Genomic DNA, 14167 nt, shown 5'->3' on the forward strand with positions numbered 1-14167 from the left:
ATGCGTTTTGCTGCCGTTGTAGTTGGTTTCGTTGCCAGTATTCTATTAACCTTTCCGTCTTTAGCAGACGTATCCTCTTTACTAGATAGAGCGGATAAAATACGCAGCTCTGATTTTAGTGGTTTTGAAGCTTTAATCACTGAAATTGAGCAAAGTGACGAAACTCTCACTCCACAGCAAATGCATCTTTATAACCTTTTAAAAGGTTATCAATTAACCTTTACAGGAAAGGTAGATGAAGCAATAGCGCTTTATCAAAGTATTGAAAATAGTAATGCTTCAGATACTTTTAAGTTACGTGCACTTAGCTCTTTGGTAAATAATTACGCAGTTAAACGCGATTTTTACCTTGGAGCTAAAGCGATTAATCGCCTTTTTGATTTACGTGAAAAAGTTCAAGATGAAACGGCATTAGAAAGCAGTTATTTAGTCGTCGCTATATTTTACAATCAGGCTCAACAATTTAGCCTGGGTTTAAATGTCGCTAAACAACTACTCGAAAGAGATGTTTCGAATCGTACTCAGTGTTTTGCGCGACATGTCAAAGTTGAAGCAGAATTTGAATTGGTAAAAATCTTATCAGATTACCAATATGCAAAACAAAGTATTGAGTTTTGTAAAAAACATAACGAAGTATTAGTGGCTAGTATCATTATTGCGACGATGGCGGAGTCGTTAACGAATGAAGGGCGAATTACAGAATCTCTTAATTTATTGCAAGACGCAGAAAAAGATACCCTCGCCAGTCAATACCCGCCAATCATAGGCGTTTTTTATGCACTTATTGGTAAAAACTATTTATTGTTAGACCAACCAGATTTAGCCAAATCATATGGACTCAAGGCCTACAATACAATTCAAAACTTCGGTATGTCGATCGCATTGGTTAAGTCACTTGAAGTCCTGTACAAAGCGACCGAAGCGCAAGGTGATTATCCACAAACAATCAGTTATTTAAAGTTATATAATGAGGCAGAGAAAGCCTATCTGGATGATAAAAAAACCCGTAGCTTATCGTTTCAACAAGCGAAATACGAAAAAATAGAGAAAGATAATACGATTGTTATTTTAGATAAACAAAATGCACTTCTGCGCACCCAAGCGGAATTAGCAGATGAACAATCGCGAAATAACAGACTAGCCTTAACACTCGCAATCACGTTGCTTATTTTACTTTTCTTATGGCTATATCGCAGTAGAAAAATCCAAACGAAACTACGTAAACTTGCCGAAACAGACGAGTTAACCGGCATTAGTAATCGCCATTACTTTAATGACAGAGCTCAACGTATCATTGAGCAAGCACAACAACAAAAGCAGCCTGTGAGTTTTGTGCTGTTTGATTTAGATCACTTTAAAAAAGTTAACGATACCTACGGTCACCAAACTGGTGATTGGGCTTTGCGAAAATCAGTACTAGAAGCAAAAACGGTATGCCGATCTATCGATCTTATAGGACGAATGGGGGGCGAGGAATTTGGCATAATCCTTCCGGGCTGTAGCGTTGATGAAGCGGTCAAAGTTGCCGAAATTTGTCGCGTAGCAATTGAAAGAATCGACACTGGTGAGACGGAACACAAATTTAAAATTACCGCGAGTTTCGGTGTGTCCGATGCGTCATTATGCGGTTATAGTTTAGAACGATTATTTGCAGGAGCTGATACCGCTCTTTATGATTCCAAAGAAAATGGGCGTAACAGAGTCTATCGATATAACACGTCGAAACCGTCTTTAACACCTACCTAATTTGACATTATTAAGAACATCAGAAAACGAGTAGAAATTTCTGATAATGAATATTTGTTCCGCGACAAAGCATAAACTCAACATCAAGAGAATATATTTTAGGCGAAGTTTATGCCTTGCTCATCCAACCCTGAGCTTAAAAATAAACCTTAATTTTGAGATAGAAACTATGCGCGTAATTTTTTCCACGTTTCATTGCCGACAATGCCATCAGGTGATATACCATTATTTTTCTGGAACGTGCTGACAGCGCCCTCAGTAGCAGATCCGAAATCTTCATCAATCGATAACACAAAACCTTTTGCAACCAGCAATGACTGTAATTCCCCTACCTTTTCGCCAAATGAACCTCGACGAAGGACAACCGTTTGTTCACCTTGTTCAAGAGCAATACGAATACCTTCAATTCCCGCTAAGGCCATTTTCGCTTTTTGAAAATATTTACGTCTATCTTCTAAACCGCGGCGACCACCGTTTACTAATTTAGTCACACGAATTAAATCATTCATGTCAGCTGCCGCATTAATATCCCTTGATTTCCAGTACTCACAGGCGATTTTCAACGAAATGGCGGGATCAGCGGCTATTTGAGGATCATCTTCTAATGGTAAATTTAACATTTTACCGTATTTTCGGTAATTAGCTCGTCCGGTCAATTGCAATAAACCTCGTCCTTTGTAGCGTTTTCCATCTCCAGGCTGATCGTTTCCTAGATCAGCCCGACCTTCGTAGGCAGCGCCAGAAGCAAATTCTTCAGTGGTACGAAAACCCGCACATTCATGGGTAACTTGCCCCATAAAATGAGCGATGCGTAAAGGAGTGTTGATTTGATAACTCGCTAAAGTAGGAGCAAATATTGCTGAAATATCACTCACAATGCGCATTTGAGCTTCGGCTTTGTCGCCAGAGAAACGCGGAGCAATCTTTAAAATGAAATCGCCATCCACTGGTATCATGTTAATTTTCCTTAGTTTAAATTAAGAAAATGCATTCATACTGCGATGCGATTATTGCCGTTCAAATAATATTTAAACCACTTGAAATCATTGGCTTTGATTAAAGATAGCGCATACAAACGTAAACCATCAATTATTTAAACGATTTTTTATTAATTGGGCCAATCAACGCCGATTGTCTATTTGCTAGTGATGGTGGCCACCTACCCCATGAGCATGACCGTGAGACAATTCCTCTTGGCTTGCATCTCGTACATCTTCAACTTTCAAATCAAACTTGAGAGTTCTGCCTGCTAATGGGTGGTTAGTATCGACCGTTGCCATAAACTTGCCCATTTTAACAATAGTCACTTCCATAGCGCCTTTTTCGGTTTGCACAACTGCAGTCATACCAGGTTTCCACTTTTTAGCGCCTTGTAAATGTTTGACGGAAACTCGCTGTTCTGCATTTTTGACTAATTCACCAAAGGTCTCTTCAGGAGGTAACTCAATGCTAAATTCGTCCCCCGTTGTTTTCCCTTCCAAGGATTTTTCAATGCCGACCATCATATTATTATGCCCATGAAGATAAGCAGCAGGATCCTGTCCAAAACTACTTTCTAATTCGTTGCCATCAAGATCATTTATTCGATAATGGAATTGCACTACTTTGTCTTTACTAATTGTCATGTTATTTCTCTTTTTAATCTGTATTAATCGTCGTCTGCGCCATTCACAATCGAGGCAATGTTATATAAACGATTAACCGCTAAATAATTCATAGTTCCCTTAGGGTATCGTCCCTTGGAATTTAGTTCACCCGCATCTTTACCCGTTAAAATGGATAATGCTTGGTCTACATTCTCCACCGTATAGATATGAAAAACACCTTTTTTAACTGCTTCTATTACTTCACTGTTAAGCATCAAATTAATGTGATTTGATTGTGGAATAATAACACCTTGAGTCCCGTTTAAACCACGGTGTTGACAGAGTTTGAAGAAACCTTCAATTTTTTCATTTACTCCACCAATCGCTTGCACTTCACCGTATTGATTTATTGAACCGGTAATCGCTAAATCCTGTCTGGCGGGAACTTCTGTCAATGCAGAAATTAATGCGACTAGTTCACCTAATGAAGCGCTATCGCCATCGATATGCCCATAAGATTGTTCTAAGGCAATATTTGCCGACAAGGTTAGCGGAAAATATTGCGCATATTTATTACCTAGATATCCAGTTAACAGCATAACGCCTTTGGAATGGATAGGCTGCCCTAATTCAACTTCCCGTTCAATATCGACTACCCCATTGGCACCGGCATACACAGTTGAGGTAATCCGCGCGGGGGTACCAAATACGCTATCTCCCACTTCGAGTACTGTCAGTCCATTTACTTGTCCTATTGCAGTACCTTGTGTGGCAATTAATATTTGACCTTGCTTAATATCTTCCAGTAAAGCCTGACTTACCCTGCCCGTTCTATCTGTCTTAGCTTTTAATGCCGTTTCGATGTGACTGACTTGAATTTCAGTCAGATTTTCTAAACAACAAAAATAGTTAGCTTCATTAATGAGTTCAATTACGTCAGAAAAACGCGCCGATAGGTTTTCTTGGTGTTCAGCTAAACGCAAACTATATTCTACAAGCCGATGCATGGCTTTATCTGAAATACTAGTTAATCCAAGAGACATCACATGATTTCTTACGCGACCTACAAAATCATACAAGGTGTGTTTATTCAGTGGAATCTCGTGGTCGAAATCTACTAACACACGAAACAATTCATCGAACTCTTCGTCATAATCTTGAAGTAAATAATAGAGATCCCGCGAACCTAACAATACGACTTTCACTGTTAACGGTATTTGTTGGGGGATCAGCGTCATGGAATTCACCATTCCCACATCAAGTTGTGGCAACTCCATTTTTAATTGGCCAAATTTCAGAGCCAACTTTAATGATTCCCAGACAAACGGTTGGTCAATCATTTTATCAGCATCAAGTAACAAATAACCGCCATTCGCTTTATGTAAAGCTCCACTGCGTATCATTCGGTAACTGGTATACATAGAGCCTTGAACATTGGTGTACTCTATTTTTCCAAATAAATTTTGATGAGTAGGATTAGGTTCGTATACCACTGGCGCACCAGCGTTGATTTGATGGGAAACTAGAATATTTGGTAAATACTGTTCTTCTAATACGTCTCTTTTGTCGTATTCATCTTGTTTATCGTCTTTTTGATCGCCTGCTAACAATTCCACAATCGTATCAACTAAATGTGATTTCAGTTGCTTGAAAAATTTTAAAATGGCTAGGTCGTTTGCGTACTTGTGCTCTAAATCTTTGAGAAGTGGCTTAATGCCCTGTTCCGCGGTATCACGTTTTAATTTACGTAATTGCTCTGATGAGTGACGCTTCCATTTAGGCAATTCTAATAAAGCTTCACTTAAATAATCTTCAAGGTTATCAATCAATTGATAGTAATGTTGGCGTTGTTGATCATCCAATTTACTAAAGTCAGCGTCGGTAATTGGTTTACCATTTACAATAGGCGAAAAACTGATTGTTCCGTTGTCTTCATACAAAGCAACATTTTGCGATTGCGCATGTTGCTCTACTTTATCTATAGCTAAATCATAACGTTGATCAAACTCTCTGGCGATAGCGGCTTTTTTACGTTGATAACCCGGATTGTCATAAGCCGCTGGAAACGTATCCAACAATTCATCTATTAATCCTTCTATATCTTTATGTAAAAGTTTGCTCTCCCCGGGCTTCAATCGTAAAACAAAGGGTTCTCTTTCTTCTTCAAAATTGTTGATATAACACCACTCATCTGGAGTAGGTACTTTATCTACTGATTTGGCGATATATTCATGCACCAAGGTATAGCGTCCTGTGGCATGTTCACCCATAACATACAAATTATAGCCTTTAGCTTGTATACCTAACCCAAATGACAACGCATCTCTTGCGCGCTGTTGGCCTATAAACGTGGCTTGCAAAGCATTGTCGTCGCGCAAGGCTTGGTTAATTAAACGTCTGCTTGGAATCGCTTTTAATTGTTCGACATTAAGTGATATATGTTGCTGCATATGACTATTTTGAAGTTGATTTGGCCACAGTGAAACCTTTATGGACAATGCTGTCAACTAACAAACACGTTAGGAATTTACGATTCGCTTATTTTATAGTCACCCTTATCGATTTTAATTGCGTAAAACGGTATTTCGGGTTGTTTGCATACGGCTAGCTAAGGTATTCTTGAAGGAATAACTTTTTGAAGCGATTTACGCTTCTTTTAATAAATAAACAACCTATTTTTGGAACATCTTGTTAATGGCTGAGAATCAATACGACCCGCAAAAAATCGAATCTAAGGTACAAACTTATTGGGAACAAAATGACATTTTCCGCGCCGAGGTAGATGCCGATAAAGAAAAGTTCTATTGCCTGTCGATGTTTCCGTATCCAAGTGGCCGTTTACATATGGGTCATGTCAGAAACTATACTATTGGTGATGTTGTTAGCCGCTTTCAGCGTATGCAAGGTAAAAACGTGTTACAACCTATGGGCTGGGATGCATTTGGATTACCCGCTGAGAATGCCGCGATTAACAACAATACTGCGCCTGCCAAATGGACATATTCCAATATCGATTACATGAAACAGCAATTAAAATCCCTTGGGTTTGGTTATGATTGGAATCGTGAATTAGCGACCTGTAAGCAGGACTATTATCGTTGGGAGCAATGGTTCTTTACACGACTGTACGAAAAAGGCTTAGTTTACAAAAAGAATGCAACCGTAAATTGGGATCCTGTTGATCACACAGTACTAGCAAATGAACAAGTCATTGATGGCCGTGGCTGGCGCTCAGGTGCATTGGTTGAACAAAAAGAAATCCCCCAATGGTTCATAAAAATTACAGATTATGCTGAAGAGCTATTACAAGACTTGGAACAGTTAGATGATTGGCCTGAACAAGTTCGCACCATGCAAAAGAACTGGATTGGCCGTTCCGAAGGTGTCGAGATTAAATTCAATCTTGCTCAGCCAATCGATAATATTGAGAATTTTGAAGTTTATACCACTAGACCTGACACGTTGTTGGGTGTCACTTATGTCGGCGTGGCAGCTTCTCACCCTATCGCGCTTGCGGCGGCTCATAGCAACCCTGAATTAGCTGCATTCATTGAAGAGTGTAAAAATACCAAAGTGGCTGAAGCTGATATGGCGACGATGGAGAAAAAGGGCTGTGCCACGGGATTATATGCTGTACATCCAATATCAGGTATCAAAATACCGGTTTGGGCAGCTAACTTTGTGCTTATGGATTATGGTTCAGGCGCAGTAATGGCAGTGCCAGGTCACGACCAGCGAGATTTTGAGTTCGCGAGCAAATATAAGTTAAATATAACCCAAGTAATTGAACCTGTTGAAGGCAGTGGTTATGAATGTAACTTAAATGAAGCCGCGTTTACCGAAAAAGGCATTCTAATCAATTCTGGGCAGTTTAACGGACTAACCTCGGAACAGGCCTTTGAACAAATTAGCCAAGAGCTAGAAACCCAGCAAAAGGGCAAACGTAAAGTTAATTATCGATTGCGCGATTGGGGCGTATCAAGACAACGCTATTGGGGCTCTCCTATCCCAATGCTTAACCTTGAAAATGGCGAATCTGTACCAGTACCTGAAGATCGTCTGCCAGTTGTACTACCTGAAGATGTGGTAATGAATGGAGTCGTTTCTCCAATTAAAGCCGACCCAGATTGGGCTAAAACCGAATACCAAGGTCAGCCTGCATTACGTGAGACTGATACCTTTGATACGTTTATGGAATCGTCTTGGTATTACGCACGTTATACAAGCGCTCAAGATAATTCTGCTATGTTAGACCCGACCCAAGCAAACTATTGGCTACCTGTAGACCAATACGTTGGTGGTATTGAACATGCAATATTACATTTACTTTATTCTCGATTCTTTCATAAACTTTTACGTGATGAAGGCTTGGTGGAATCTAGCGAACCTTATAAAAAATTACTTTGTCAGGGAATGGTGCTAGCAGACTCATTTTATCGTGAAGATGAGAAAGGTAAAAAACACTGGTATTCCCCAGCAGATGTTGAAACTGAAAAAGATGATAAAGGACGGGTTGTGAAAGCCGTCTTAAAAAGTGATGGAAAAGAAGTTGAATTTGGCGGAATGACAAAAATGTCTAAGTCAAAAAACAATGGAATAGACCCTCAACAAGTCATCGATATATATGGTGCAGATACAATTCGTTTATTCACCATGTTTGCAGCGCCACCGGAGCAAACGCTTGAATGGATAGATTCAGGTGTTGATGGTTCCAATCGGTTTTTGCGTCGCTTTTGGAAGTTAGTACAAGATCATTTAACCTTAGGTGCTGTGGAAACCTTAGATGTCGCTAGTTTAAATGCTGATCAAAAAGCGTTACGTCGACACATTCATAAAACCATCGAGAAAGTCAGTGATGACCTTGGTCGTCGACAAACCTTCAACACTGCTATTGCAGCAATAATGGAGCTTCTCAACCATTTACAAAAAGCGGAGCAACAAAGTCAACAAGACCGTGCACTTCTCGATGAAGGGTTACAAGCCATGGTTCTTATGTTGAATCCAATCACACCGCATATTTGTCATGAGTTGTGGCAACAGTTTGGTCATGCTTGTGACATTGCGTTTGAACAATGGCCAGTGGCTGATAAAGCCGCATTAGTTGAAGATGAAAAACTTATCATAGTGCAAGTAAACGGAAAGGTACGTGCCAAAATGACGGTGGCCGCTGATCTGCCAGAAAGTGAGGTAAAACACTTAGCACTAGAACAACCTAATGTGGCTCAATTTACTGATGGTAAAACCGTCCGAAAAGTAATTTATGTGCCAGGTAAACTTGTCAACATAGTAGCAAACTAAGCCTATGACTAAACTTTCATTGCGACTTTGTATTCTATTAATGGTAACGCTAGGGTTGAATGCTTGTGGCTTTAAATTGCGCAGCGCTCAACCGCTACCAAATGGAATAGAACAGGTATATCTATCCGGGGCACAGCAATATTCGCCACTTAAGCGCGCAGTGAAAGAATATTTTGATATATATCAAATACCCTATGTGGATAACATTCCAGTCGCGCAAAAAGATAGTACAATTGCGATATTTTTGTATCCGGACACTCTCGAACGACGACTGCTATCTCTGTTCAATACCGGTCAGGTAGCCGAATACGAATTAGTATTAACGATTCGTTTTCAAGTTATTTTTCCGGGTAAAGAAGCACAAATGGTAGAGTTTGATGTGACACGTGAATATCAAGATGATCCGGATGCAATCCTAGCAAAATCCAGAGAACTTGAACTGGTGTTAAAGGAACTACGCAAACAAGCTGCCGATCGAATAGTAAGGATGTTACCTAGCCTGGATGATCGGGAAGTTTAATGCAAGTTTATCCTAATCGGCTGGCGCAACATGTAAAACAACATTCCAACAGCTTTTACTTGGTATTTGGTGACGAACCTTTACAAAAAATGTTGAGTATTGAATCCATTCGTAAGCAAGCTTTGCAACAAGGCTTTGACGAACGTCAACAACTTACTGTCGATAATCAGTTTCAATGGAGCAGCTTAGTAGAAGCGACTCAAACTTTATCCTTGTTTAGTTCCAAACAGTTTATAGAACTGGAATTACCCACTGGAAAGCCTGGAACTGAGGGTAGCAAAATATTATGTGAACTAGCTGACAATGCACATGCAGACACGATTATATTGCTGCATGGACAAAAAATCGGACGTGATGTTCAAAATGCTAAGTGGTTTAAAGCCTTAGACAAGCTTGGCGTTTATGTCCCCTGTTTTGCGCTGGAAGGAGCACAATTGCAACAATGGGTGGCGGGTTACATGCAAGAAACAGGTGTAAGAACCGGGCCTGAATCCATTAAACTGTTAAGTGATTTTTGCGAAGGAAACTTATTAGCCGCAAAACAAGAAATCGACAAATTATTGCTGTTGTATCCTGATGGCAATGTGACTGACGAACAAATTATTGAAGCAGTTGTAGACCAATCACGTTTTAACGTATTTCAATTAGTTGATGTTATGCTGTCTGGTGACGCGACTAAAATGATAAAGATGCTTTATCGCCTAGAGGCTGAAGGCGTTGAACCCACGATAATTTGTTGGGCGTTGACAAGGGAGTGGCAAATTCTTAGCCTATTATTGTCAGATACCCTTGCGGGAAAAGCTATCAACTGGAATCAACACCGAATTTGGAAAAATCGACAACGCTTTTACACCAGTGCATTACAACGAATTAATCAATCCGTACTAGATAATATTCAAGTTAAGTTGCAAAGTTTAGATCAACGTATTAAACAATCCAATGTACTGCGTCCTTATGTAGAATTATGTCATTTATGTTTACTATTTATACCCTTTGATTTAAGCCCTATACCATTAGAATAGCAAAACTTGGTTACGCATAACCAATAATCAACATGAAATTACTGCATTACGTGCCTATGCTAGTTTGCAACAATTTCTGATACAATTCATTTCGACCATACGATTTACGAGGAACACCATTGGATAGCGACGAATTTAAAAAGTTTGTGATCGACAAAATTGAAGATCTAAAAGCACGTGATATTGTAGATATCGATGTGAAAGGCAAGTCAACCGTTACCGACACCATGCTGGTGTGTTCAGGAAACTCTAAAAGACATGTAGCTTCAATTGCTCAAAACGTAGTTTACGAAACCAAACAAGCTGGTCACCCTCCTCTTAGCGTTGAAGGGCAAGCCGAAGGCGAATGGGTACTAGTTGACCTTGGTGAGATTGTTGTTCACGTTATGCAAGATCAAACTCGCGATTTTTATCAGTTAGAAAAACTTTGGGCATAGCGACAAAGCGATATTTAGGATACTAGTTAAAATGCGTATTCAATTAGTTGCGGTTGGCACCAAAATGCCTGCTTGGGTTGAAACAGGTTACCGTGAATATGAACGCCGTTTTAGCGGTGATTTGGTTTTATCTTTAACTGAAATACCAGCAGGAAAGCGCGGCAAAAATGCGGATATCAAACGTATTTTGCAAAAAGAAGGGGAACTTACCTTAAATGCCGTACCCAAAGGTAATAAAATTGTGACCCTTGAAGTGACCGGAAAAGCATTAACTACACCTGATTTAGCCCAACACTTAGCCGCATGGCAAATGGATGGGCGAGATATCAGTCTATTGATAGGAGGGCCAGAAGGACTTGCCCCTGAATGCATTCAAGCCAGTGAACAAAAATGGTCATTGTCTGCGCTGACGCTCCCTCACCCTTTGGTCAGAATAATCGTAGCAGAAAGCCTGTATCGAGCTTGGTCAGTTAACGCAAATCATCCATATCATCGAGAATAGTTTTGGCGATTAAACGAGTCACCATTAAAGACCATTCAGCGGAAGCAAATCTATTTGCCAGACGTAGCTTTATTGCCATGTTGCTGGTTTGTGTGATGATGATACTAATTATTAGTAATCTATATTACCTTCAAGTCTCAAAATTCGACGACTATCAAACGCGATCTAATGGCAATAGAATTAAAGTCTTACCTGTGGCACCGAACCGGGGTCTAATTTATGATCGTAATGGCATATTGTTAGCGGAAAATCGTCCAGTATTTTCGTTAGAGCTCATTCCTGAAGAAATCGATGATTTAGATAGCACATTAGCTGAACTCACTACCTTATTAAATATTGAAGAAGATGAAATAGCTGACTTCAAAACCAATATGCAAAGAGTGCGTCGCTTTAAGCCAGTGTCGCTTCGGAATCGACTTAGCAATACAGATGTTGCCTTGTTTTCAGCTAGCCAACACAAGTTCCCCGGCGTTTCTATTGAAGCCAGATTAGCACGCCACTATCCATTTGGTAGTGCATTAACTCACGCACTTGGTTATGTAGCTAGAATTAATAAGAAAGATTTGCAAAAGTTAAATGAAGCTGGACAAGAAGCCAATTACGCTGCAACACACGACATAGGCAAGCTTGGAATCGAAAAATACCACGAAGAACTACTGCACGGTGAAGTGGGATATCAAGAAGTTGAAATTAATAGTAAAGGTAGAATAATTCGCACGCTTAATTTTCAGCCGCCTAAACCGGGTAAAGATCTGGTGCTTAACCTAGATGTGAAAATGCAGTTAGAGATTCAAAGTGTATTAGCAGATACGCGAGGTTCAGTAGTCGCGCTAGATGCAAAAACAGGTGGCGTATTAGCTCTGTACAGTAATCCTAGCTACGATCCAAATTATTTTGTGCACGGCATTAGCAGTAAACGCTATTCTAAGTTGCTGCAATCCACTGATAGACCACTAATTAACCGCGCAACCCAAGGCCAATATCCGCCAGCTTCCACCGTAAAACCTCACCTCGCCTTAGCCGGTTTAGAGGAAGGCGTGATCGATAGCGAAACGCGCCTATTTGATAATGGGCGTTACCAGCTAAAAAATGTAAGCCACGTCTGGCGTGATTGGATACCCTGGGGGCACGGTTGGGTTGATGTGAAAAAATCAGTAGAAGTGTCTTGTGATTTCTTCTTCTACGATCTTGCCTACCACCTCGGAATTGACCGTATCAATGAAAGCATGACTGAATTCGGCTTCGGTGATTACACAGGTATAGATATTTACGAAGAATCAGACGGCAATATGCCCAGTCGAGGTTGGAAGAAAGCCCGTTACAATGAACCTTGGTATATCGGCGATACCATATCGGTGGGAATAGGCCAAAGTTATTGGACAGCAACCCCCCTGCAATTAGCCAAATCGATAAATACATTAATCAATAAAGGACGAAGAATTGTGCCACAAGTCTTACGAGGACAAATGATTAATGGGGAAACGGTATTAGATCCATTAAAAGAATTACAGCCAATCCCAGTAAAAAATATTGAGAATTGGAATTTAGTCTTGTCGTCAATGTATGGCGTAATTCATGAACCTCATGGCACGGCCAGAGCTGCTTTTGTCGATGTGGCGTACTCACCTGCTGGTAAAACTGGAACAGCTCAAGTTGTATCAATCGCTCAGGATGCAAAATACGATGCAGAAAAGCTGGCTGAAAAACACCGTGATAATGCAATGTATGTTGGATTTGCTCCATTTGATGATCCGCAGATAAGTGTCGCTGTTGCGCTTGAAAATGCGGGAGGCGGAAGCTCCCAAGCAGCACCGATCGCGCGTAAAGTTATGGATTTTTATTTCAAAGATAAACAACTCGAACTCGTGAAAACAAACCCTGATGACAACCCAACACACATTCAACAATAAGCAATAATGCATGTTACGAACGAAACTAGAACCTAACAAACAATCCATTTTTACTAAAGTTCATATAGATGTGACTCTATTAGTGGGCTTGTTAGTTTTAATGGCAGTGGGTCTGGTTACCATCTACTCAGCAGGCGGCCAAGATATTGAGCTCATTCAACGTCAGGTTATACGCTTGGGAGTAGCTCTGTTTGTTATGCTGTTATTAGCGCAAATACCTATTCTTGCTTACCAACGCATGTCTATTTATTTTTATATAGCCGGCGTTCTTATGTTAGTTGCAGTGCTGTTATTCGGGGTGACTGGTAAGGGAGCACAACGTTGGCTGGATTTAGGCGTGGTAAGGTTTCAGCCATCTGAAATTATGAAGCTTGCAGTACCTATGATGGTTGCCTGGTATATCAGCCGTTTTAATCTTCCGCCAAAACTATGGAATATTTGTATAGGGTTTGTTTTTGTAGTGGTACCAACCTTATTAATTGCCAAACAACCCGACTTAGGTACTTCACTTTTAATCGCCAGTTCAGGCGTGTTTGTTTTATTTTTGGCTGGAATGAGTTGGAGCTTAATTCTGATGGTGACGTGTTTGGTCTCGGCATTTGCACCAGTCATGTGGTTTTTTCTAATGAAGGAATATCAAAAACAGCGCGTTCTTACCTTTATTAATCCAGAAAGCGATCCTTTGGGCTCTGGGTATCATATTATTCAATCTAAAATTGCTATCGGCTCTGGTGGCGTCAGCGGAAAAGGTTGGTTACAAGGAACGCAATCACAGTTAGAATTTTTACCTGAACGTCACACTGATTTTATTTTCGCAGTATTTAGTGAAGAATTTGGATTATTTGGGATTTTGGGATTACTCGCCATATACTGCTACATCATAGTCGTTGGTTTGATGATAGCGATGCGGGCCCAAGATGCCTTCGCCAAACTATTAGCGGGAAGTATCACCCTCACCTTCTTTGTTTATGTATTTGTTAACATGGGAATGGTATCGGGGTTATTGCCGGTTGTCGGTGTTCCTTTACCGTTAGTCAGTTATGGTGGAACATCAATGGTGACATTATTAGCCGGATTTGGCATTCTAATGGCTATCAGTACACAAAAACGTCTGCTTTCCAGACAATAATAATGCGGTGAACGATA

11 protein-coding genes are annotated in these 14167 nt (G+C 40.3%); 8 read left to right on the forward strand and 3 right to left on the reverse strand.

Features of this window, described 5'->3' with window-relative positions:
- On the forward strand, window positions 1–1746 hold the full coding sequence (locus GLIP_RS11100; protein ID WP_008844730.1) for a GGDEF domain-containing protein: 1746 nt from the start codon (window positions 1–3) through the stop codon (window positions 1744–1746).
- Window positions 1747–1913: 167 nt separating this feature from the next.
- Here GLIP_RS11100 and GLIP_RS11105 read toward each other — a convergent pair whose 3' ends face one another.
- From GLIP_RS11105 to GLIP_RS11115, 3 genes are all read right to left on the reverse strand, one after another.
- Window positions 1914–2702, reverse strand: a complete 789-nt coding sequence (locus GLIP_RS11105) for a peptidoglycan-binding protein (RefSeq protein WP_008844731.1) — start codon at window positions 2700–2702, stop codon at window positions 1914–1916.
- A gap of 186 nt (window positions 2703–2888) precedes the next feature.
- Window positions 2889–3371: an FKBP-type peptidyl-prolyl cis-trans isomerase gene (locus tag GLIP_RS11110; protein WP_008844732.1), complete on the reverse strand. Its 483-nt coding sequence runs from the start codon at window positions 3369–3371 to the stop codon at window positions 2889–2891.
- A 23-nt stretch (window positions 3372–3394) separates the two neighbouring features.
- Window positions 3395–5782 carry a Lon protease family protein gene (locus GLIP_RS11115; RefSeq protein ID WP_008844733.1) on the reverse strand — a complete coding sequence of 796 codons (2388 nt, stop codon included), beginning with the start codon at window positions 5780–5782 and terminating at the stop codon, window positions 3395–3397.
- Between the two features lie 244 nt (window positions 5783–6026).
- Between GLIP_RS11115 and leuS the strand changes: the two genes are divergently transcribed.
- From leuS to rodA, 7 genes are all read left to right on the forward strand, one after another.
- A complete protein-coding gene (gene leuS, locus GLIP_RS11120; protein WP_008844734.1) occupies window positions 6027–8630 on the forward strand; it encodes a leucine--tRNA ligase in 2604 nt (867 codons plus the stop codon).
- Between the two features lie 4 nt (window positions 8631–8634).
- A complete protein-coding gene (locus tag GLIP_RS11125) occupies window positions 8635–9150 on the forward strand; it encodes an LPS-assembly lipoprotein LptE (protein ID WP_008844735.1) in 516 nt (171 codons plus the stop codon).
- Entirely contained in the window at window positions 9150–10172 is a 1023-nt protein-coding gene (gene holA / locus GLIP_RS11130) for a DNA polymerase III subunit delta (RefSeq protein ID WP_008844736.1), read from the forward strand. The genes GLIP_RS11125 and holA overlap by 1 nt, the downstream gene beginning before the upstream one ends.
- Window positions 10173–10291: 119 nt before the next feature.
- Window positions 10292–10609 (forward strand): ribosome silencing factor, encoded by a 318-nt coding sequence (gene rsfS, locus GLIP_RS11135; RefSeq protein WP_008844737.1) that lies wholly within the window; start codon window positions 10292–10294, stop codon window positions 10607–10609.
- A 31-nt stretch (window positions 10610–10640) separates the two neighbouring features.
- The gene (gene rlmH, locus GLIP_RS11140; RefSeq protein WP_008844738.1) at window positions 10641–11111 is read left to right on the forward strand and encodes a 23S rRNA (pseudouridine(1915)-N(3))-methyltransferase RlmH; all 471 of its coding nucleotides are present in this window, start codon (window positions 10641–10643) and stop codon (window positions 11109–11111) included.
- Between the two features lie 2 nt (window positions 11112–11113).
- Window positions 11114–13021 (forward strand): penicillin-binding protein 2, encoded by a 1908-nt coding sequence (gene mrdA / locus GLIP_RS11145; protein WP_008844739.1) that lies wholly within the window; start codon window positions 11114–11116, stop codon window positions 13019–13021.
- Between the two features lie 10 nt (window positions 13022–13031).
- Window positions 13032–14150, forward strand: coding sequence for a rod shape-determining protein RodA (gene rodA / locus GLIP_RS11150; RefSeq protein ID WP_008844740.1), 1119 nt, complete (start codon window positions 13032–13034; stop codon window positions 14148–14150).
- Window positions 14151–14167: the final 17 nt, after the last annotated feature.

The sequence above is a fragment of the Aliiglaciecola lipolytica E3 genome, assembly GCF_000314975.1.
Lineage (GTDB): Bacteria > Pseudomonadota > Gammaproteobacteria > Enterobacterales > Alteromonadaceae > Aliiglaciecola > Aliiglaciecola lipolytica.